At 36.6% G+C, this 23,339-nt stretch carries 20 protein-coding genes; 10 read left to right on the forward strand and 10 right to left on the reverse strand.

Annotation, left to right across the window (positions count from 1 at the left end; genetic code table 11):
* Positions 1-106: 106 nt before the first annotated feature.
* From OL225_RS15645 to OL225_RS15665, 5 genes are all read right to left on the reverse strand, one after another.
* Entirely contained in the window at positions 107-1,078 is a 972-nt protein-coding gene (locus OL225_RS15645; protein WP_047376309.1) for a glycoside hydrolase family 130 protein, read from the reverse strand.
* Between the two features lie 30 nt (positions 1,079-1,108).
* The gene (locus tag OL225_RS15650; RefSeq protein WP_264518866.1) at positions 1,109-2,410 is read right to left on the reverse strand and encodes an MFS transporter; all 1,302 of its coding nucleotides are present in this window, start codon (positions 2,408-2,410) and stop codon (positions 1,109-1,111) included.
* A gap of 174 nt (positions 2,411-2,584) precedes the next feature.
* Entirely contained in the window at positions 2,585-4,210 is a 1,626-nt protein-coding gene (locus tag OL225_RS15655) for a SusD/RagB family nutrient-binding outer membrane lipoprotein (RefSeq protein WP_264518867.1), read from the reverse strand.
* Between the two features lie 17 nt (positions 4,211-4,227).
* On the reverse strand, positions 4,228-7,188 hold the full coding sequence (locus OL225_RS15660; RefSeq protein ID WP_264518868.1) for a SusC/RagA family TonB-linked outer membrane protein: 2,961 nt from the start codon (positions 7,186-7,188) through the stop codon (positions 4,228-4,230).
* 386 nt (positions 7,189-7,574) lie between these two features.
* A complete protein-coding gene (locus OL225_RS15665; protein ID WP_264518869.1) occupies positions 7,575-8,453 on the reverse strand; it encodes an AraC family transcriptional regulator in 879 nt (292 codons plus the stop codon).
* A gap of 200 nt (positions 8,454-8,653) precedes the next feature.
* Here OL225_RS15665 and OL225_RS15670 point away from each other — a divergent pair, with 200 nt between their 5' ends.
* From OL225_RS15670 to OL225_RS15700, 7 genes are all read left to right on the forward strand, one after another.
* A complete protein-coding gene (locus OL225_RS15670; RefSeq protein WP_264518870.1) occupies positions 8,654-9,520 on the forward strand; it encodes a helix-turn-helix domain-containing protein in 867 nt (288 codons plus the stop codon).
* 86 nt (positions 9,521-9,606) lie between these two features.
* Complete coding sequence (locus OL225_RS15675; RefSeq protein ID WP_047376298.1) at positions 9,607-10,026, forward strand: OsmC family protein; 420 nt, start codon at positions 9,607-9,609, stop codon at positions 10,024-10,026.
* 177 nt (positions 10,027-10,203) lie between these two features.
* On the forward strand, positions 10,204-10,809 hold the full coding sequence (locus tag OL225_RS15680) for a TetR/AcrR family transcriptional regulator (RefSeq protein WP_047376296.1): 606 nt from the start codon (positions 10,204-10,206) through the stop codon (positions 10,807-10,809).
* A gap of 10 nt (positions 10,810-10,819) precedes the next feature.
* The gene (locus tag OL225_RS15685; protein WP_264518871.1) at positions 10,820-12,088 is read left to right on the forward strand and encodes an acetyl-CoA C-acetyltransferase; all 1,269 of its coding nucleotides are present in this window, start codon (positions 10,820-10,822) and stop codon (positions 12,086-12,088) included.
* A gap of 11 nt (positions 12,089-12,099) precedes the next feature.
* Positions 12,100-12,525 (forward strand): PaaI family thioesterase, encoded by a 426-nt coding sequence (locus OL225_RS15690; RefSeq protein ID WP_264518872.1) that lies wholly within the window; start codon positions 12,100-12,102, stop codon positions 12,523-12,525.
* Between the two features lie 2 nt (positions 12,526-12,527).
* Positions 12,528-13,769, forward strand: coding sequence for a beta-ketoacyl-ACP synthase II (gene fabF / locus OL225_RS15695; RefSeq protein WP_264518873.1), 1,242 nt, complete (start codon positions 12,528-12,530; stop codon positions 13,767-13,769).
* Between the two features lie 99 nt (positions 13,770-13,868).
* Complete coding sequence (locus tag OL225_RS15700) at positions 13,869-14,993, forward strand: TlpA family protein disulfide reductase (protein WP_264518874.1); 1,125 nt, start codon at positions 13,869-13,871, stop codon at positions 14,991-14,993.
* A 90-nt stretch (positions 14,994-15,083) separates the two neighbouring features.
* On the opposite strand, the gene OL225_RS15705 is transcribed toward OL225_RS15700, so the two are convergent.
* The 3 genes from OL225_RS15705 to msrB all read right to left on the reverse strand — a co-directional run bounded on the left by OL225_RS15705 (position 15,084) and on the right by msrB (position 17,044).
* The gene (locus tag OL225_RS15705; protein WP_264518875.1) at positions 15,084-15,509 is read right to left on the reverse strand and encodes a hypothetical protein; all 426 of its coding nucleotides are present in this window, start codon (positions 15,507-15,509) and stop codon (positions 15,084-15,086) included.
* 112 nt (positions 15,510-15,621) lie between these two features.
* Complete coding sequence (locus OL225_RS15710) at positions 15,622-16,377, reverse strand: murein L,D-transpeptidase catalytic domain family protein (RefSeq protein ID WP_047376285.1); 756 nt, start codon at positions 16,375-16,377, stop codon at positions 15,622-15,624.
* Between the two features lie 127 nt (positions 16,378-16,504).
* The gene (gene msrB, locus OL225_RS15715) at positions 16,505-17,044 is read right to left on the reverse strand and encodes a peptide-methionine (R)-S-oxide reductase MsrB (protein WP_413541854.1); all 540 of its coding nucleotides are present in this window, start codon (positions 17,042-17,044) and stop codon (positions 16,505-16,507) included.
* A gap of 83 nt (positions 17,045-17,127) precedes the next feature.
* Here msrB and OL225_RS15720 point away from each other — a divergent pair, with 83 nt between their 5' ends.
* Both OL225_RS15720 and OL225_RS15725 read left to right on the forward strand, forming a co-directional pair.
* Positions 17,128-18,372, forward strand: coding sequence for a DUF445 domain-containing protein (locus OL225_RS15720; RefSeq protein ID WP_047376282.1), 1,245 nt, complete (start codon positions 17,128-17,130; stop codon positions 18,370-18,372).
* Positions 18,373-18,391: 19 nt separating this feature from the next.
* Complete coding sequence (locus OL225_RS15725; protein ID WP_264518877.1) at positions 18,392-19,282, forward strand: hypothetical protein; 891 nt, start codon at positions 18,392-18,394, stop codon at positions 19,280-19,282.
* 32 nt (positions 19,283-19,314) lie between these two features.
* On the opposite strand, the gene OL225_RS15730 is transcribed toward OL225_RS15725, so the two are convergent.
* On the reverse strand, positions 19,315-20,352 hold the full coding sequence (locus tag OL225_RS15730; RefSeq protein ID WP_264518878.1) for a quinone-dependent dihydroorotate dehydrogenase: 1,038 nt from the start codon (positions 20,350-20,352) through the stop codon (positions 19,315-19,317).
* 370 nt (positions 20,353-20,722) lie between these two features.
* Positions 20,723-21,430, reverse strand: a complete 708-nt coding sequence (locus tag OL225_RS15735) for a pseudouridine synthase (protein WP_264518879.1) — start codon at positions 21,428-21,430, stop codon at positions 20,723-20,725.
* A gap of 303 nt (positions 21,431-21,733) precedes the next feature.
* On the opposite strand from OL225_RS15735, the gene OL225_RS15740 reads away from it, so the two are divergent.
* On the forward strand, positions 21,734-23,275 hold the full coding sequence (locus tag OL225_RS15740) for a glycine--tRNA ligase (RefSeq protein ID WP_047376275.1): 1,542 nt from the start codon (positions 21,734-21,736) through the stop codon (positions 23,273-23,275).
* Positions 23,276-23,339 lie beyond the last annotated feature (64 nt).

Raw genomic sequence — 23,339 nt, forward strand, 5'->3', positions numbered from 1 at the left:
TTTTTGTTTAAAAGTTGGTTTAAAAATAGGAAAACCATTATAAAATTCCCAGTAAAAGGGAAAATTAAGATGATTAACCTATTTTCCTAAACTTTATATTACTGTATTAAATTGAATTCTTTTTCATAAAATCAATAATTTCTGAGATATATCCAAAGGCAATAGCAACCACGGTATCAGCAGCACCATAATATACTGTTACTTTGTCCCCTTCAGTCAATGCTGCGCAAGGGAAAACCACATTTGGTACATCTCCTGTCAGTTCATACAATTCAGCCGGAGCCAACAGGTAAGGCTTCGTTCTGTACAATACTTTTGTAGGGTCTTCAAGATCAAGCAAAGCTGCTCCCATTGAATATCTGAATCCTCTGCAGGTATTGATCACTCCATGATAGAAAAGCAGCCATCCTTCTTCAGTTTTGATAGGAACCGGCCCTCCGCCGATTTTCGTGCACTGCCATGCACTGTCTTCGAAAGGAGTTACTTTCATCACACAACGATGCTCTCCCCAGTATTTCATATCAGGGCTGTAGCTGATATAAATATCACCGAAAGGCGTATGTCCGTTATCACTCGGACGGCTCAACATGGCATATTTACCATTGATTTTTTCAGGGAACAAAACTCCGTTTCTGTTGAATGGAAGAAAGGCATTTTCGCACTGAAAAAATTCTTTAAAATCAAAAGTATATCCAATTCCGATGGTAGGACCATTGTACCCGTTGCACCATGTGATCCAGTAGCGGTCTTCTATGAAGGTTACGCGGGGATCATATTTGTAATCGGATTCAATCATATCCGTATTTCCTGCCTGCATTTCAATAGGGTCATGGTTGATATCCCAATTGATTCCATCTTTACTGAAACCAGCAAAAATATTCATCTGTACGGCCTTGTTATCACAACGGAAAACTCCTGCAAATCCATCTTCAAAAGGGATCACCGCACTGTTGAATATACTGTTGGATGTTGGTATCGCGTATCTGTTAATGATCGGGTTTTCGGAAAACCTCCACATGATATCATTGCAACCTTCCGGGCGATCCTGCCAAGGGATCATTACTGATTGAGCTGTCATAAAGTATTTTTTACTTTTTATTTTTAATTATTATGAGTTGATTTGTTGTTCTTTCTGATTTTCCGGATGAGGAAAAGGAACGAATAGGGTAGCTAAAAATGCAGGAATGGTAGCAATCAATACCCAGATAAAGAATATTTTGTACCCAACCCAGTCACTGATCATTCCGCTGAACATACCTGGAATCATTACACCAAGATTCATAATTCCTGTTGCAAATGCATAATGGGCCGTTTTGTGTTTTCCGGGAGCTATCTGCTGCATCATGTAGAGCATCAACCCTACAAAGCCAAATCCGTATCCGAAATATTCCACTACCACGGCAATTCCTACCGGTAAAAGGTCTGCCGGCTGATAATAAGCCAGTAATGCATATACCACAAATGGAATATTGAATGCACAGCACAGCCATATCAAAGACCTTTTCAATCCGCGGGCTGAGATGAAATACCCTGCCAGTACAGAACCTAGAATAAATGCTGCAGAACCATATGTTCCATAAATAAGTCCGATATCAGAAGTAGATAATCCCAAGCCTCCTGAAGTTCTTGAAGCTTTAAAAAATAAAGGTGCAATTTTGATGGCAAATCCTTCTGCAAAACGGTATAGAATAATGAATAGAATACACCACAGAATTTTCTTTTTGGTGAAGAAAGAAGTAATAACTTCCAACAGTTCTTCACGAACATTTCCTGCAGTTTTCCCATCTTTCTGCTCTTCTTTGTTTTCTTTTGGCAGAATGAAATAATGATAAATAGCCAATACAAAAAACAGTAATGCATAGATCACCATAATGATCATCCAGGCATGCGTAACGCCTTTTGTTTTTTCTAAAACACCAGCGAAATAAACCAGTGCTCCACTGCTGATAATCTTGGCAAGATTGTAAAATGCACCCTGCCAGCCAATATATTTTGCCTGCTCTTTATTGGTCAGAAAGCCAATATATGTTCCGTCCGCTACCACATCATGAGTAGCTCCACAAAATGCCACTACTGCAAAAAGTGCAATACTGTATTTGAAAAAATCATGCATTGGCAGGCTTAAAGCTACTAATGCAAACAGAATTCCTATCGCAAACTGAGTAAAAACAACAAAGAATTTTTTGGTTTTATAAATCTCCAGGAACGGGCTCCAAAGTGGCTTTAATGTCCAGGAGAACATCACAAGGGCTGTCCAGAATGTAATCTGTGCATCCGAAACACCCATATCTTTATACATGATTCCTGAAACCGCATTAATGGTTACAAAGGGAACACCCATTGCAAAATATAATGTGGAAATCCAAAGAATTGGCTGAATCCGACGGGTTCCGGAGTTGTTTTTTCCCATATTTAAAAATAAGATTCTAAATAAAAGAGAACATCTCAACAATTCATTCAGGCTAAAAAAACGAAACTATAAATTTTTTGGAGATTCTACTCTATTCTCCCGCCTCAATGAATGTATCAAATAAAAATCTGATGTTGAGATGTCTCTTTATTAATGAGTGATTCTGAATATTTTTTATTTCTTATCCCACCAAAGTTTTGTACCTCCGGTGTCAGGCCCGTTCAGCATTTGAGCAGCCTGCTGGTAATTGTATAATGACGTTTTAGTATCAATAGTGAAAGGAATTCTTCTGATCATTGCTTCTGTACTGATGGCTCCACCACTGTCATTTTTTCTTACTTTGAAAAGAATCGGATATCCTGTTCTTCTCTGCTCAGCCCATGCTTCCGGTCCGTTTGGATAAAGAGAAAGCCATTTTTGGGTAATGATTCTTTCTAATTTTCTTTCGTTGGTATCCCCGTTATTCCATGCAATGGTAATGGTACTTAGCTGAGGATGTCCCAAACCGATGTTATTGTCTGCATTTTTCGGATCTACATAAGGTGCTTCTGTAGAAGTGTTATCCGCAAGGTAGGTTGCAACGCTCGCACTTTTCCCCCATTCTCCAAAAGACTGCTGAACTCCGGTAGTATAGTTGGCTTGAATATCACCTGCTCCGGCATAACCTCTCAAGGCAGCTTCTGCTTTCAGGAACCATGTTTCTGCGGCAGTGAATAATTTCATTTTACCATCAGTACCGGAAAAATAATCTCCGCTGGCAGATTTTGCCTGTGGCTGAGAGAATCCTCCGTAAGTTGATTTACCATTTAATAAATCAATTCCCTGGCGTACTCCTATATATTTTCCTTGTAGGCTAGCATCTGATGCCGGAATAGCATATGCTGAAAGTCTTGGATCATTATATCCATTCATATAAGCCATCAAAGGAGCTCCTATTAAACAGTCTCCCCATGAATAAATAATAAAGCTTAATTCTGACTGTCCTACGCTGATCAATGCATTGTCCGCATTATCCGTAATCAATCCTGCTGTTGAAGCCAGTGCCTCTTCTGCATATTGTTTAGATTTCGCCGGATCAGCATAGCTCATTCTCATGGCTAGTCTCAGCTTTAGTGAATTGGCAAATTTTGCCCATTGAGCCATATTTCCTCCATACACTAAGTCTGCACTTTTCAGTGAAGTTTTATCTTCAACATTCTGTGTTGCTGACATGGCAATTACTTTCTGTAAATCTGTAATGGCTGCAGTAAGATCAGCAATAAAATAATTGTAAGCCTCCTGTTGAGAGTCAAAATCCGTAACTCCGTTAGGGTTTGGTTTTTCATATTTGCTGTAAACTACAGGGCCGTGGCTGTCTGAAACTCTTGCTGCTGTAATGACTTTCAGAATCTTTTTCACAGCAAGTGTTCCGGTAAAATCTACCCCCGGATAGTTCCCCTTAGCAGCATTATCAATAATAATAGAATAATTGAAAATATCTTGTTGTCTGGCAATAATTCTGTTATTCCATCCATCCATCATCGAGTAAGTAAGGTTATTTACCCCTCCGTTAAATGGTGTGGCTGTACTGAACATTCCGCTGTACATATCTGCACTCAGGTTAGGATACAGCTGATAATCTGCCTGCAGCCCTCTCTGGATAGATTTCATAGGGTTCACAACAGCAATAAAATCTGCATAAAAATTTTCAGGCCCACCTAATTTTTCCTGATTATATTGGTCAAAGTCATTGGTACATCCCGAAGCAGAAAACAGTACTGCAGCTCCAAACACCAATGTTTTAATAGTATTGATTTTCATTGTCTTAATTGTAAAAGTTAGAAGTTAGCTTTTAAAGATAATCCGATAGATCTGGTAACCGGTAGACCGAAAGAATCTACTCCTACCCCACCAGGTGTATTTCCTGATACCTGCTCCGGATCAAACGGTGCTTTCTTATAGAAGAAAAACAAGTTGGTTCCTACTAAGCTTACTGTTGCATTTTTCAGATATTTTGAGTTGACATCAAACATATATGAAACAGATGCCTGACGTAAACGGATTGTTGTAGCACTATATAAATACGCTTCATCAACTCCTTTCCCGAATCCTTCTGTTGTTCCTACTGCTTTATAATAATCTTTTGCATTCGTCAATCCTGTATAAGTCTGTCCTGCGTTTGGAGTTCCTGGTGCGTACACTGCATGTGGAATAGATACACCTCCGGCATCTCTTGCATCAGCAGTGGTTTGGCTTACTCCATATAAATCATTGGCTTTTTCTGTAAGCGATAATACTTTACCTCCGAATTTACCATCAATAAGGAAAGAGATTCCCAGTTTACCAATAGTAAAGGAGTTATTGAATCCCATGATAAATTTAGGGTTCGGATTACCCAAATAAGAAGGAGTACTCTCTGCCAAAGGAACACCTTTTTCATTCACAAGAATACGGCCCTGATCATCTCTTTTAAATTTGATTCCATAAAGGTCTCCAAAAGAACCTCCTAATTTTAATCTTGTATAATCACCACCACCTGTTAGTGAAAAAGTCAGGTCTTTGGAAACATTGATACTTGTTGGTAATAATTCAACAATCTTGTTTTTATTTGCCGATGCATTCAAAGTAGCCGTCCATCCGAACTTTGACGAATCAAAAATCTTGTAGGATAGTGAAGATTCAAAACCTGTATTTCTGATTTTTCCTGCGTTGATGTAGTATGATCCTGGAGCTAATCCTCCTAAATAGGAAGGAATTGTTGTTTCCAGTAATTGGTTGCTCGTATTGGAGTTATAATAAGTAATATCAAAATTTAATTTGTTCCCCAACATTCTCAACTCAGTTCCGGCTTCAAATGTTTTGTTAAGTTCCGGCTTTGGAAGCAATGCCTCAAAACCTGCTCCGGTAGCAAAAGAACTCTTAGGATATACAATGGTTCCTGCATCTACTCCATAAACATACCCTTTGTTATATTCAACCATTGCATTGGTAATATTGGTAGGTAACCCCAAACCAACCGTTGCATAAGATCCTCTTACTTTCCAGAAATTAATCACTTCCGGAAGTTTGAAAATAGAAGACAATATTGCGTTTGCTCCTACAGATTCATAATCAAACCCGGTTCTCCCTGTTAATGCTAAAGTAGAATCCCAGTCGTTTCTGAAAGTCATGTCTACATAGAACATATTTTTATACCCTACGGAAGCACTTGCAAAAACAGACTGTACCTGTTTTTTCATATTTGTATAGGTATTATGATATCCATCTCCAGGCGCTCTGTTTACATTCCACTGAAGGTTATTCAAAGTGAAAAGATTTGGATTGGCCAGATAAGCATTATCAATTTGTCCTATTTTATTTCTGGTAGTATTGATACTTCCTCCTACGGTAAAATCTAATGAAATAGATTCACTTATTTTAGGACTACCAATTAATAGAACATCTCCGTAAGTAGAAGAATTTTCGTATGTATTTTTAAGCATTCTTCCATTAGTACCGTTGGCTAGTAAGCTAGGTGCTGAGAAAGCTGCAATATCACGCTGGCTGTCTGAAATATTCCAGCTGTAGTTCCCTCTTACTCTTGCTGTTAACCAAGGATTGATCTGGTAAGATAAGGAAAGGGCTCCGTATGTATTTTTGTTACTTACTGTCACAGGGTTTCTGTTTAAGATCCAATAAGGATTCTGTGTCACCGGATTTCCTTTGAAGCTTCCGTCAGGATTTACTTCCCACCAGTTTTGAGCCGGCAAAAATCTCGTTTTATCCAGATAAGAGTAATTATTCTCTCCATATTGGTCAAAATCTACGCCTCTTGGCAACCAGTACAAACTCGTCAAAGGAGAAAAAGATGCTCCCGGAGTCTGTCTGTTCTTACTTTCCTGTAGTGACCCGATGAAGTTGGCATCTAATGTCAGTTTATCATCCAAAAACTTACTTGAATTTCTGAAAGAAACATTGTACTGATCAAAATATGACATGGGAACCACTCCTTTGTTGGTAGTATTTCCGATAGAGAAATAACTTGTTGACCTCTCATTTCCTGACTGGAAAGAAAGACTATTTACCCATGTCGTTCCTGTCTGAAGAAAGTCTTTAAGATAATCCTTTGAAGATCCTCTTGCTCCCCAGCTGTCTACTGCCTGTCCAGGTTGTGATCCTGATACAGAAGGGTCATAAGACAGATAACTATGCTGCAGTTTTGGAAGGCTATACGCTCTGTCTACTGTAAGGCTTGAGCTGTAAGTAATTGAGCTTTTCCCTGCACGCCCTTTTTTAGTCGTAATCAAAATAGCACCATTCCCTCCGGCAGAACCATACAGTGCAGAAGCAGAAGCTCCTTTCAGGAAGTTGATGCTTTCAATATCATCAGGATTGATGGAGCTCAGTACATCTCCCGGATCCGGCATATTGGAATACTGTCCGATATCTGCAGATTTTCCTGTTCCATTGATAATAGGAATTCCATCAATTACATACAGTGGTTGAGCATTGTTTACAGACTTATTCCCTCTCATGATCACCCTTACGGAGCTACCTACACCATTGGTTCTGTTGATCTGTACGTTGGAAACTTTTCCATTGATCGAATTTAATAGATTGGGAGTCTTCACTTCTGTAAGCTCATCCCCGCCAATCTGCTGACTGGAATACGTCAAAGAGCGGGCCTGCCTTTTTATCCCCAAAGAGGTGACTACGACCTCCTCAATAGTGTTTGTCTTCGTAGTGTCGGCTGATTTTTTCTCCTGTGCATTCGCAGTAAGTGAAAAAACAAACAGAACGGGTATAACTGCTTTTCTCATAAGGTATAGATTCGTTAGATTTAATTGAGAATCAATTACATTGCTTTATTTTTCAATACAAAAAAAATTATTGTTTTTTCAACAAAATTTTGCCGTTTATGTATTAAATTATTTAAAGTTTTGTTAAGATTTAATTCACATTCACAAATCTAAATTTTGTAACCAGTCTGATATAATACTATTTTATCATAAAACGATATTATTTTTTCAGCAATTTTATTTAAACCCGATTAAACCTTTAAATATCAACAAAATACACCTGTTTAAATTCTATCAAAAAAAGAGGATTTATCTTACTTTTTTATCGAAAAAACCGGATATAAATACCCGGTTTTTTATTTTTTTTTTGAATTAATCATGCATAGAAAGCGAATTTTAAAAGCGTGTTATTCAATTTTTTTCACTCCTTTAAATTGCTCTTTAAATTCAGTAGGAGTTGTCTTTTTGATAGACTTAAATACTTTATTGAAGTTGGCAATATTATTAAACCCTGCTTCAAAAGCGATTTCAAAAACGGTAAGGTTTTTTTCCATCAGCCAGCGTGCTGCATAGCTGATTCTTATTTCATTCAGATAGTTAATAAATGTTTTCCCAGTTCTTTTTTTGATAAATCTGTTGAATGTAACATTGCTCATATTCACCAATGAAGCTACTTTATCCAGGGTTATCTTATTTTCAAAATTTTTGTGTACAAAATCATGTACAACTTTCATTTTATCATTATCAGCAAAGGTTTCAAGTTCAATGCTATATGATGACAAAAGCGTTTTATTTTCTGCAACTGCCAGCTCATTCAGAATCTTCATAATTTCTATGAAAGATTCAAAACTGTTCATTTTTGATAAATTGAGAAACGAATCTTTTAGTTTCTCGGCAGTTTCGGAAGAAAAAAGTATTCCTCTGATGGAGTCTTTCATCATATTGTTAATGGGTTTCAGAATATTTTTCTCCATCAGTGACTGTTGAAAGAAATCCTGGTTAAATTGTATTGTGATTTCGTGGGTTTTCCTGTTTTTGCATCTGTAATTGGCCCAGCAATGTGGTAAATTGGGTCCTACCAAAACCAATTCAATGTTTCCTATTTCTCCGGTGTGATCTCCAACCATTCTGCGGTATCCTTTTCCTTTGTAGATAAAGTTGATTTCAATTTCCGGATGATAGTGATACGGAAAGTCAAATGAAGCCTTGATCCTGTCAAACACAAGAAAACTGTCCTCAGGAGATAGTGGAGTTATTTCTCTCAGAATATTTTCTAATTCACTCATGCAGGCAGTTTTGAAAAAAGGGTTAATAATATAGGACGTAGTACAAATCTTTGTAAAAATGATAAAATAATATCAATGTAAAAATATATTTCCGATTTATTTTATTCCAATTCCGCATGATTGGTTTCAGAAATTTACGTTTCAATAATTTAATAGAGTCAAAATCATGCTTTTTTGTATCTTTAAACTAAAGTTAAAGTATGCCGCAACAGCTTATTTTTGAAGATCACTATAAAAGACTCGGACTGGAAATATTTTCAGAAGAAAACCTGGAGAACTTCAATGGAAATCATTTCAGAACTGATATCAAAGTATTTTTCATTCCTTCAGGATACGAGCTTACGGTAGACTTTAATCATTATAAAACCAAGAAACCTTCACTGTTGTTTCTGACCAATCAACACCTAAGCATCCAAAAAGGTAAAGATGAATCTATTCTTCTTTTCTACAACCGTGATTTTTACTGCATTCAGATTCATGATAAGGAAGTAGCCTGCGATGGACTTCTCTTTCATAATGTATTTGAAATTCCTTTCGTAGAGCTTGACCCTTCCGAAACGACTCTTATAAAAGGTCTGTTTCAGAATATTAAAGATGAGCTTGAATGGAAAGATTCGTCTGCGGAAGAAATGATCAGAACCTATGTAAAACAGATCATCATCCGGGCTACCCGAAAATGGAAAAAACAAAATTTAGATAATGACACCCTCAGAATACCAGGCAGTGAACTTGATATTTTCAGAGATTTCAGCAGACACCTGGAAATTCATTTCAGAGAAAAGCATAATGTAGCAGAGTATGCTGAACTGCTTCACATAGCTCCGAAAACCTTAACTCATAAATTTAAAAACTTAAACCTGGATTCTCCCAATCAATTTATCATCAACAGAATTTTATTAGAAGCAAAAAGGCTACTTTTTTATACAGATAAACCTGTGAAAGAAATTGCCTACAATCTCGGATATGAAGATCCGGCCTATTTCAACCGGCTTTTCACCCATAAAACAGGAAGTACACCTTCTAATTTCAAGAAAAATTATTCGTCGGGAAAAAAGTACAATATTTAAGTCTTTTTATCTATTGAAAACACCCCATCACCGACATACCTTTGTAACATCAAAATCAAACAATACTAAATACAAAAACAAACATTATGAGACGTAACGCAACAGCCGTTTGGAACGGTACCATCAAAGAAGGAAAAGGACACTTAACTACTCAAAGTACAACTTTAAATCAGACTCAATATTCTTTCAACAGTCGTTTTGCGGATGGTGTAGGGACAAACCCTGAAGAATTATTGGCCGCAGCTCATGCAGGATGCTTTACTATGAAACTGGATGCAGAATTATCACAGGCAGGCTACAACCCTGAAGAATTAAAAACAACTTCTGTAATCACTCTTGACCCAAACATCGGAAAGATTACAAAATCTGAACTGACTTTAACGGCTAAAGTTCCGGGAATCTCAGAAGAAGAATTCCAGAAATTTGCGAAGATTGCTGAAGAAGGATGCCCTGTAAGCGCAGCATTCAACTTTGAAATTACATTGAGTGCTACTTTAGAAAATTAAGATTCAAAGCATTTATATCAACAGGAGCGGGCTTTGGCCCGTTTTTCTATTTTAAAAACCCACCTATTGGCTTTAGCCAAAAATTAAAGATCAAACTATTTTACAATCTAAACTTTTCAAATAAAATATACCGAGTGGTATATTTTTGTATATTTGCATAGTATTTAAACATTTATAATGTCGAAGGCAGAAAAAACAAAACAGCATATCATCGAGAAAACAGCAACTCTTTTTAATACGAAGGGTTATATTTCCACATCGCTGTCCGACATTACACAGGCAACCGGACTAACGAAAGGCAGTATTTATGGAAATTTTGAAAATAAAGATGAAGTAGCAATTGAAGTTTATAAATATAACGCAGGATTACTGGGCAAAACCCTTAGTCGCTCTTTTAGTGATGAATATCCTAAATCCCTGGATAAGCTTCATGCTTTTGTAGATTTTTACCGGAAAAACTGGAAGTTTGTCTTTTCCAACGGCGGATGCCCATTAATGAATGCTGCAACAGAAGCTGATGATTCTTTTCCTGCATTAAAAACTCAGGTTAAAAGGTCCTTCGAACAATGGATGACTAAAATTTCAGGCGCAATTGCTGAAGGACAAAATAATGGTGAAATTGATAAAAAAATCAATGCTGAGCAATATGCATCCCTATTCATCATGCTCATTGAAGGCGGAATTCTGCTCTCAAAAACAATGGGTGATCAAAGCTTTCTAAACCATGCATTAGATAAAATCACCCACATGATTGATCATGAACTCAATATTCTTCCATCATAAATTATACAATATGGAAACAAAAAAAGTGGCTATTGTAGGATACAACAGAATTCCTTTTGCCAGAATGAATACTGCTTATTCAGAGCAGGGAAACCAGGCTCTACTACTCGCCTCTCTGAATGGGCTGATAGATCGTTATCACCTTAAGGGAAAAAGACTCGGAGAAGTTGCCGGCGGTGCAGTGATTAAGCATATTTCAGAAAGTAACCTCATTAGAGAAGCCGTTATGAATACGACTCTTGATCCAGCAACTCCTGCATGTGATCTTCAGCAGGCATGTGACACAGGCATTGAAGCAGCTATTTATATAGGAAATAAAATTGCGTTAGGCCAGATAGAATGTGGTATTGCATGCGGAGTGGAAGCAATGAGCAACATCCCATTCGAATCTTCACCAAGATTAAGAAAAGCCTTGTTAAAGGCCAATAAAGAGAAATCGGCATTTGGAAAATTAAAACAATTGCTAAGCCCAAGACTGAAAGACTGGATGCCTATTCCATACAAAGGACAGGAACCTAAAACAGGTCTGGTAATGGGTGAACATACAGAAATTACAGCAAAATATTACAAGATATCAAGAGAGGAACAGGATCAATTAGCTTTGAAAAGTCATCAGAATATGGCAAAAGCTTATGATGAAGGATTTTTTGATGATATGATGACTCCAGCCTTTGGCTTAGATAAAGATAATAACCTGAGACGTGACAGTAGTTTTGAAAAATTATCCCAGTTAAAACCTGCTTTTGATAAACAGAACGGAACTTTGACAGCAGGAAATTCAACACCATTTACCGATGGAGCTTCAGCAGTCTTGTTGGCCAGTGAAGAATGGGCAAAAGCCAACAACCTTCCCGTTTTAGCATATATCAGTTTTTCAGAACTTGCAGGAATAGAATATGTAGAAAATAAACAGGACTTACTTCTGGCACCAGTTTTTGCCGCAGAGAGAATGCTGAAAAAAGCAGGTATGAATTTATCAGACTTCGATTATTATGAAATTCATGAAGCATTTGCTGCACAGGTTTTAGCCACCATAAAAATCTGGGAAAATGATGAGCTTGCGCAAAAATTCGGATTGGAAAAAGCCCTCGGAAAAATAGACAGAAGCAAACTGAATGTAAAAGGAGGAAGCCTTGCAGCAGCCCATCCATTCGCAGCAACAGGAGGAAGAATTATTGCAACACTGGCCAAATTACTTCATGAAAAAGGCAGCGGAAAAGGGTTTATATCCATTTGTGCTGCGCGTGGACAGGGAGTAACCATGATTTTAGAAAAGTAAAAAGCTCAAATATGGATAGATTAGCACAATTACAACAATTCATAGGAAAAGAATTTGACCAGTCACCATCACCTTTTATGAAATGGCTCAATCCTATTGTTCTTTCCGTAGAAGAAGGACAACTGGAATTTCAATATACCATAAGACCGGAATGGCTGAACCCAATCGGAAATCTTCATGGTGGAGTTACTGCAGCCATTATAGATGATGTCATCGGTGCCACTATGTTTTCTTTAAATGAAAATTCTTTCATTACCACTATAAATAATGTCATTGATTATTTTTCAACTGCAAAAGAAAATGATAATATTGTAGCTGAAACTAAAATCATTAAAAGAGGTAAGCAATTCGTAAACGCACAATGCGAGATATGGAATGCAGACAAAACACGATTAATCGCAAGAGGAACCTCTAATTTATTCAAAATCAATAACTAAATATGAAGAGAGTTGTCATTACAGGTCTTGGCGCAGTGACGCCTTTGGGAAATAATGTCGAAGAATTTTGGCAAAACAGTATCAATGGAGTGAGTGGAGCAAACAAAATCACCCATTTTGACACAGAAAAGTTTAAAGTACATTTTGCTTGTGAGGTTAAAAACTTTGATCCAAAGGTTCATTTGACACACAACGAAATCAAAAGAAGTGATTTATTTTCACAATATGCAATGTACTCCACTGCGGAGGCATTAAAAGATTCCGGGCTTGAACTGGAAAATATGGATCCGTTTGATATAGGTGTTATCTGGGGAACAGGACAAGGTGGAATGTGGACTTTCGAAAGTGAGGTTATGAATTTCGCGGCTGGAGACGGAACGCCAAGATTCAATCCTTTTTTTGTACCGAAATTCATTGCCAATATGGCTTCGGGAATGATTTCCATGAAATATGGTCTTCAGGGAATCAATTACACAACGGTTTCAGCGTGTGCAACAGGAAATACGGCATTGATGGATGCCTTCAACTATATCCGTCTTGGAAAAGCAAAAGTAATTGTGAGCGGCGGTTCTGAAGCGGCTATTTCTCCGGCTTCAATAGGAGGTTTTTCCATTATGAAAGCCATGTCTACAAGAAATGACGACTTTGCAACAGCCAGTCGTCCTTACGATGCAGAAAGAGATGGTTTTGTAATGGGTGAAGGTTCAGGAACTCTAATTCTGGAAGAATATGAGCACGCCAAAGCAAGAGGAGCAAAAATCTACGCAGAATTGGTAGGTGCAGCAATGACAGCAGATGCCTATCATATGACAGCACCTCATCCTGACGGTGTTGGAGCAATCAAAGCAATGCAGCTTGCTCTTAACGAAGCAGAGATCAATGTAGATGATATTGATTATATTAATCCTCACGCAACCTCTACTCCTCTTGGAGATCTTGTTGAGCTGAATGGGATTAATAAATTGTTTAAAGGAAGTAAAAATCTTGACATCAGTGCAACTAAATCCATGACAGGCCACCTGTTGGGAGCTGCCGGAGCTGTTGAAGCAATTCTTTCTATTAAAGCCATTCAAAACAGAATTATTCCGCCAACCATCAATCTTCATTCTATAGATGAGAATATTCCGCAGGATATCAATATTGTTTTTGGAGAAGCAAAAGAAAAAGAGATTACCTATGCTTTAAGTAATGCTTTTGGGTTTGGAGGACATAATGCTACATTAATTTTTAAGAAATTCAGCTAATCCTGAAATCAAAATAAATTGTAATCCCTGTGTTTTTAAAGCACAGGGATTTTTTATGTATAAAACTTTTTGTAAGTTAGCTTCATTACAAAATATTTTATGAAGAAACTTCTCTATGCATTATTAATTCTCATTTCAAATTGTATTTATTCTCAGAATAATTTTGAAATTGATCTCAGGTCAGATTCATACATTAATGACAGCCTCATGTTGGGTGCTCCAATGACGAGAAACGGATTTGGAGATCTTTATACATTCAAAATACAAACGAATGATAATGTTTCTGATTTTGGTAAAAAAATCAAGATAGCTCATTCAATTTATTATTTTAAAATTCAAAAGAAAAATATTGTCAATGGTTTTATAGAATATCCTCAACCCGTAGCATTTGGCTACATAGGAAAGAAAGGTGAGCCCATTTATAATACAAAAATATTTTTCTTAGAAAAAGGAAAATATAAAATTGACTTACCTCAAAACATTAACAATATAGAACTTAATATAAATTCCCCGGCCAATAGAGAATATAAGACTTTACAAGCATCATTGGAACAGTTTTATATAAAATCAAAAACTCCTCATCAGCGTGATAGTTTGATCAACATGAACAAGAAACAGGAATTTTTAGGAGAATATATCAGGAAAAACCCTAATTCGTATATCGCATTATGGGAGATTGTGAATGATTATACCCTTGAGGATTATCATCCTGCTTATTTGAAAAACTTAAATTTATTTTCAGCAAAATTTAAACAAAACAAATTATACAAAGATGTTGAAGCTCGTTTAAAAGCAGAACAATCTACATCCATCGGACAAAAAATACCTGATATTTATTTTGACAAGCAGAATAAATTAACTTCGGAAGACTTTAAGAAATATAAATTAACCTTTATTGACTATTGGTCAACCACTTGTGCTCCCTGCATAAAAGGTATGCCTGAAATTGTGAATCTGTATTATGAATATAAAGATCAAAATGTAAATTTCATCACGATCACAGACGAGCAAAAACCCAATAGAATGGAGGTTGCCAGGAATATTTTAAAGAAAAACAATGCAAATTGGATGAATTTCTTTGATACAAACAAAGACTTCCAAAAGAAAGTGAATGCTACAAGCTACCCTCTTCATTTTATCATCGACGAAAATGGAAAAATAATTGCCCGAATCAGCAATAGTATTGAGGAAGCCAGAACTATTATTAAAGAATATTTACAATAATTTCTTCAAAAGAAAAAAAGCAGCTAAAACTGACTGCTTCAAAACATAACGGATTATATATTCTCTACGAAAAGAGCCTTATATTTAAAATTATTGAGCGTCCGGAATAAAAAAATCATCTGCATTTTCCGAAATCGGGATATAAAGTCTTTCCCATTTCTTACCTTTCACCATATCCCAGCTATGTCCCGCACCTTTAAGATCTTCAGCTAAAAGGATGATGCCTGGTTTAATAATAAATGTAGTACCATCTGTTACTTTAAATCTTATATTCCCTTTGATGGTAATTACATATTGCCTTCTGGGTGCTGGATGGTCATTTTTTTCCCACTCTTCCGTTTCATTACTTATCCAGAAACCCTTTGCATTTATATATTTAAGAGTGGACATTTTACCTTTCTCAAAAGTACATGAGCCATCAGGATTATTAATCAGCCTTATGGCTGGAATGAATCCTATAGATGTTTCCAGAGCTACACTTATATTTTTGTGATTTTCATTTTTTCCATTCATCATTCTATTATACTTTAAGGCAAAAGGTTGATATAAATGTAATTTTTATTTTCGAATTGCAGGAGACTTATTTTAAAAGAAAAAGAGCAGTCAAATCTGACTGCTCTTTTAATCTTTACGCTTTCAACCATTCTGAAGAAGAAAGATAATTCTGATCAGGATAATAGATGAACAGACAGTTTTTTCCTTTAATCGTATTGATTATAGACTGCGTCAGTTCTCTTGGGACGGCAGGGCATCCCCAGCTTCTTCCAATTCTTTTGTGCATCGAAGCAAATGCATCACTTACATAATCCGCACCATGCATTACAATTGCTCTTCTGTATGCAGCATCATTAAAGCCCTTATCCATTCCCAATAACTTCAGAGAATATCCGTTATCACCCTGATATGTTGCATCCGTGATATAAAATCCCAGACTGCTCTGCAGCGAACTTTCCTTGTTTGAAAAATTCGTCGCAAATTCTTCGCCGGTATTTTTTCCGTGTGCCACTAATGAGTTGAACAGAACTTTTTTATCTTCCAGATCAATGATCCAAAGTCTTTTTGTGTTGGAAGACATAGAAAAATCGCAGATAGTCAATAAATGTGAGTCTTGGGTAAGCAATCCTGCTTTTTTTAAATTTTCATAGCCAGTCAATGCTTTGGAGAACACTTCATAATTAAGTTCATGTTCCGGGTCAAATGCAATAGATTGGTACAATGCTTCTGATGAAGACACGGTAGTTGCGCCCTTCTCAGATTTCGTTTCAGCTACTTTTTCAGTTTTCGTTGTTTTTACATTCTCACTTTTCGCCGCTACTCTTGGGGAAATGTAGAATGAAGTCGTCACCATGTAAACAAGGCCTAATACGCTATAAAATCCTTTCATTCAATACTGTATAAATCCAAATTAGTGGGGCAAAATTATAAAAACATAATTACCAAGGGGTTATAACTCTAAAAAGTTTAACGCTATTTAAGAAACTTTAACGTCCTGATTCTGTGAATTAAAAGTCTTATTTTTGAGTATCCGCTACAAATTCCAGGCTTACAGAATTCATACAGTATCTCAATCCTGTAGGTTTCGGACCATCATCAAAAACGTGTCCCAGATGGGAATCACATCTTTTGCAAAGCACCTCTACACGATCCATTCCATAAGACTGATCTCTTACATAATAGACTCCTTCTTTATCAGCTTCAAAGAAACTAGGCCAGCCGCAACTGCTGGAAAATTTTGATGTAGAGCGGAACAAGTGGTTTCCGCACACCGCACAATAATATTCTCCTATCTCATCAAATTCATTATATTTTCCGGTAAAAGCTCTTTCTGTTGCAGCTTCTCTGGCAATTGCATACAAGTCAGGAGCCAGTATTTTTCTCCATTCATCATTGGAAATATTAAGTTTTGCAGTATCAGTTCTGGAATAGTATGGATTGTTTTTTGCTTCTGTATTTTCCATAGAGGAGGTTTTAATAGATTCGTATTTCTGCGTACAAGCCTGCAGAAAAAATAATAGGGTGATTGAAACTAAAAATTTCATCGTAAATTTCATTCTTTAACCGCAAAAGTTTTGAGGTTTAAAAGCTTTTATTAAGATTAAACGGTTTCATAACCAAATTTAGTAAATTTGAGAATATGAATGACGAAGCAAAAAGAAAACAACTGAGAAAATATAAAGCATTTGCCACAGGATTATTTGTTCTGATGGCCGTTATTTTCATTGTTACCACTATTTTACAGAAGTCTAACAGCTCTCATTGGATCGGTTATGTTCGGGCCTTTGCTGAAGCGGCGATGGTAGGTGCCCTTGCAGACTGGTTTGCTGTAACAGCATTATTCCGTCATCCGCTCGGGCTTCCAATTCCCCATACCAATCTTATTGAAAACAGTAAACAAAGACTGGGAGACAACCTTGGAAATTTTGTAGTGGGTAATTTTCTTTCTCCTCAAAATATACGTCCTTACATCCAGAAGCTGAAAGTTTCCAATTTTGTAGGAGAATGGCTGGCAAAAGAAAAGAGTCAGGAAATTTTGATTAAAAACCTTTCAGATATTGTACTTGATATTCTTAATAAACTGGATGATTCCACAGTAAGCCAGTTTATCAGCAAAAAGGTGTCTGAAATGACGGATGATATTAAACTTAATAAAGTAGTTGGAAACGGGATAGGTTATATTCTGGAAAAAAATGATCATCAGAGAATCATCACCAACCTTTCAAAACAGATCAAGGAATATATTATTGAAAATGATGAAATGATCCAGGAACGAGTAAAGAAAGGCAGTTATTCATTCATTCCATCTTTTGTAGATAATAAAATTGCGGATAAAATTGCCGACGGACTTTCTGATTTTTTCAAAGAAATAGAAGAAGATCCTCAGCATGAAGTAAGAGGATTGATTACGCAGAAAATTCATGAATTCTCCGTTGATCTGAAAGAAGATCCGAAATGGGATGAAGAATTTAAAACCATCAAAAACGGACTTCTGAAAAATGACAAACTGGATGAATATTCCAATGACATCTGGGTTTCCATCAAAAACACATTGATGAAAGAACTCCAGGAAGAACATTCCGCTTTGAAAAATTACCTTTCTAAAAACCTGAATGAGTTTGCACAAAACTTAAAGACAGATGAAAACCTTCAGAACAAAATTGACCATTGGGTTCGGGTGACGGCTTATAAATATATCCTGAAAAACACCCATCAATTCGGGAGCCTCATCAGTACTACCGTTGGGAACTGGCAGGGAAAAGAGCTCAGTGAAAAACTGGAGCTGGAAGTAGGAAAAGATCTTCAGTTTATCCGGGTCAACGGAACACTGGTCGGCGGTCTGGTAGGGCTTATTATCTACACCATCGCCCATTTCTTCCTCTAAAAAACTAAGACAGCCAACCATGAAAAAAATATTTACTTTATTATTTTCTTTAAGTCTCACATTTTTTCTCAGTCAAAAAGTTGAATTAAAGAAAGTAACTGATTCTTCACAGATTTTCACCGGAGAGATTGGAGGAATACCTATCACCATGCAGCTCAACTACACAGGAATGGTAGATTGTGACCAGTATCAGCATTACGTTGACGGATGGTATTATTATGATAAATACAAAAAGAAAATTCCGCTCACCGGAATATATGATTATTATGGTGATTTGTCTTTATATAATTTCGGGGCAAAGCAGAAACAAAATTCCAGAATTCTAAAAGAGCAGATCACTTCCCTCCAAAAAGTAGAAAAAACGAATGAAACGGTACAAAAACTAGCTCCCCAGGAGTATATTATATTGGAAAAAATCAGTATGAAAAATAACCCTATTCTTGGTCATTTTTATCAGGGTAAAAAAAATATGCCTGTACAATTATTCACCGGTAACGCAATGATCTACCGTCTCAATAATTATCTGTTTCTACCCAATAATAAAAAGATCAATACATTTGATTTCATTAATAAAGCCGGAGGAAATGAACTGGTTTCCTATTCTTCAGGAGAAAATGGAAACAGGGTTCTGCTCTATTTTGAACAGACTTCAAATTTTAATGCCTGCGGACAATGTGGAGCCAGTGATGGTGAAAAAGGTTACAGAGTTCTTTATTTTACAAAAGACTGGAATTATAAAAATTATGAAGAATTCCTGACCGAAAGCTGCTGGGAAAACATTTATGATACTAAGAAAACGAAATCAAAGGACAAGGAAACAATACAATATAAAGTAAGTAAATCTTACTCTTCTCCGGCGTATACATTTACTGTGGATCTGAAAAATGCTTCCATTGTAAAATCAAAATAAAAAAGAGAGCTGTGTAAACTCTCTTTGTATTTTTATCTTGGTAATCTGCTTGCTCTTTTCAGAAGTTCCTGATTGATTTCGTTGATCAGTTCCGGACCTTCATAAATAAAGCCTGTATACAGCTGAACCAGTGTAGCTCCTGCATCTAGCTTCTCCATAGCATCTTTTGCAGAATGTATTCCACCTACTCCAATGATCGGGAATGCTCTGTTACTTTTATCGGAAAGATATTTGATCATTTTTGTACTTCTTTCACGGATTGGTTTTCCGCTTAATCCTCCGTTTCCGATCTGTTCTAAAACTTCCGGAGAGGTTTTCAGACCTTCTCTGTTCACTGAAGTATTGGAAACTACAATACCATCAATTTTTGTTTCAGCAATCAGTTCAATGATTTCATCTAATTGATTGTTATTAAGATCCGGTGCAATTTTCAGGAGTATAGGTTTCTGTACGGATTTTGATTGGTTTATTTTCTTTACTTCAGTAATCAGCTCTCTCAGATATTCTACATCTTCAAGTTTGGCGTGGCTTCCTACATTCGGGCAGCTCACATTCAGTACAAAGTAATCTACATGAGGATGAAGACCTTCGAAACAATCCAGATAATCCTGGGTATAATTTTCCGGGCTTGTATCTGTATTTTTTCCGATGTTTCCACCGATGATTATTTTTCCTTTGTTGGATTTCAGTTTTTCAATAGCTGCTTCCAGACCGTCGTTGTTGAATCCCATTCTGTTGATAATCCCGCCATCTTCTATCAAACGGAACAATCTTTTTCTGGGATTTCCAGCCTGAGCTCTTGGGGTTACCGTCCCGATTTCTACAAATCCGAAACCTAAGTCTCCCAATTCGTTAAACAAAACTGCATTTTTATCGAAACCGGCAGCCAGTCCTACAGGATTTTTAAATTTCAATCCGAAAACTTCTCTTTCCAGACGTTTGTCTTCAACAGGTTTTGGGAAAAATAATTTAGTGATAAATCCAAAATTCTTAAGCATTGAAAATGTAAAGTGATGAACATCTTCAGGATCAAATTTGAAAAGAATCGGACGAATGAGCGATTTGTACATTGAAAAAAAGTTTTACAAAATTACTCATTTTAAAATTAATGCTCGATTGATGTATGATATTTTATCAAAATGTCTGATATATAGTATCTATAAGATAATCAACAACTGTAAATTTCTAAAATCAGTGAGATTTTTTAATGCTACGATCGCAAAGAAATATGACAATCCTGAAAACATTTTGTTCGCAAGGGCGTTTCACTAAGCGAAGTACGCGCTATCAGCCTTGCTGAACGAAATGTCTTTGCGATCGGAAATAAAAATCATTAATTAAACTTTGCGAACATTGCGTTAAAGCAATAGAAACAGAGAAATACCTCCATCATCTTTGTCAAGGTTTAAAACCTTGACAAGGGTATTTATATTTAAAATCTTAAAGTTTTAATGAAGAGTATGCACTCAGATCCAATTTCAGAATATCTCCTACTCTTTTAAATTCATCATCTATAGCAGCATTTACGGTAATTCTTTCGTTAGAAATAGGATGATTAAAAATCAATTGATGTGCATGAAGCGTCATTTTGCTGATCTCAAATGTTTGAAGCCACAATTTATTTTGTTTATTACAACCGTGTTTTCTGCAGCCTAAAATAGGATGCAGGATATGTTTAAAATGTTTTCTCAACTGGTGAAATCTGCCCGTTTCAGGAATAGCTTCCACTAAACAATATCTCGAAGTCTGATGTTTTAAAAAAGGTAAATCTATTTCCGAAGTCTGCAAACGGCGATAGTAGGTAACTGCATTTTGTTTAACTTCATTTTCATTAACCAAATCATAGTCAATTGTTTCTTCTTCTTTTGCCCAGCCACGAAGAATTGCCAGATATTTCTTCTCCACTTCGCGTGATGCAAATTGTTCGCTCATGATTCTAAGGGTATCTTTATCTAAAGTAAACAGCAAAACCCCTGAAGTTTTTCGGTCTAAACGGTGTACGGGATATACTTTTTGCCCAATCTGTTTCTTCAATTCCTGAATAGCATAAGTATCGGCTTCTCCCGCATAGAATGATTTATGAACCAGTAATCCGCTGGGTTTGTTGATGGCAATAAGATGCTCGTCACGGTAAAGAATTTCTAACATCCGGCAAAAGTAAAGATTTTCGACTGATATTATATGCTGCTATCTTTGTAAACCTAACAGGTTTTGAAAACCTGTTAGGTTTAGACATTCCTTTATCAATAGCCCCGATCTAAGAGAAAATCCCGCAGTGAGGCGGCTGCGCGAAGCAGAGCCGCCGAGCGAGGAATTGCAACGGAGAGCGGGTTCCCGGCTCCTTAAAAATTAAATTGTAAATATTTGCCTGTTTATGAATGCTTTTTTTATTGAATCTCATGATTTTGGATCCAAATTGCTATTTTTGCATTTCAGACGTTTAAAAAAATTATGGCAAAGCAAGAAGATGTTTTCAAGAAAGTGATTTCTCACGCTAAAGAATATGGTTTTATTTTCCCATCAAGTGAGATCTATGATGGTTTATCCGCTGTTTATGATTATGGACAGAACGGGGCCGAACTTAAAAATAATATCAAACAATATTGGTGGAAAGCTATGGTACAGCTTAACGAGAATATTGTGGGTATTGATTCGGCAATTTTGATGCACCCAACAACATGGAAGGCATCAGGCCACGTAGACGCTTTCAATGATCCATTGATTGATAATAAAGATTCTAAGAAACGTTTCAGAGCAGACGTTTTGGTGGAAGACTATTGTGCTAAAATTGAAGATAAAGAGAACAAGGAAATCGAAAAAGCAGCAAAAAGATTCGGGGATGCTTTCGATAAGGATCAGTTTGTTGCTACGAATCCAAAAATTCTGGAATACAGAGCAAAAAGAGAGGCTATTCTTTCAAGACTGGCAAAATCTCTGGAAAATGAAGACCTTGCTGATGTAAAAGCTTTGATTGAAGAGCTTGAGATTGCAGATCCTGATACAGGTTCTAAAAACTGGACAGAGGTAAGACAGTTCAACCTGATGTTCGGAACAAAACTGGGGGCTTCTGCAGACAGTGCGATGGATCTTTATCTGAGACCTGAAACGGCTCAGGGAATCTTCGTTAACTTCCTGAATGTACAGAAAACTTCACGTCATAAGCTTCCTTTCGGTATTGCACAGATTGGTAAGGCATTTAGAAATGAGATTGTTGCAAGACAGTTTATCTTCAGAATGCGTGAATTTGAACAGATGGAAATGCAGTTCTTCGTTGCTCCGGGAACCGAACTTGAATTCTATGAGCAGTGGAAACAAAAACGTCTGAACTGGCACAGAGCTTTAGGTTTAGGAGATGATAACTACAGATTCCATGATCATGAGAAATTGGCTCACTACGCGAATGCTGCTGCTGATATTGAGTTTAACTTCCCATTCGGATTTAAAGAACTGGAAGGTATTCACTCAAGAACAGATTTCGACTTAAAGGCGCATGAAGAATTCTCAGGAAGAAAGCTTCAGTTCTTTGATCCAGAAAGAAACGAAAACTATGTTCCTTATGTAGTGGAAACTTCAGTAGGTTTAGACAGATTATTCCTTTCTATATTCTCTCACTGCTTAAAAGATGAAGTATTAGAAGACGGTTCAGAAAGAACGGTTTTATCTTTACCTCCGGCATTAGCGCCAATTAAAGCGGCTATTCTTCCATTGATGAAGAAAGACGGTCTGGCTGAGTATGCAGAAAAAATCTTCAATGATCTGAAATACGACTTCAACTTATTCTACGAGGAGAAGGATGCAATTGGAAAACGTTACAGAAGACAGGATGCTATCGGTACTCCATACTGTATCACTATTGATCACGACTCTCTTACGGATCATACGGTAACCATCAGAGACAGAGACACGATGCAGCAGGAAAGAGTTCCTGTTTCAGAGTTGAGAAGAATCATTGATGAGAAAACGAACTTCAGAAATTTACTTTCTAAAATATAGTTGAAAAGCCCCAAGATCGGGGCTTTTTTATTTTTCGCAACATATGGGTTAATTTATTACATTT

It is taken from the genome of Chryseobacterium viscerum (assembly GCF_025949665.1).
Classification (GTDB): domain Bacteria; phylum Bacteroidota; class Bacteroidia; order Flavobacteriales; family Weeksellaceae; genus Chryseobacterium; species Chryseobacterium viscerum_A.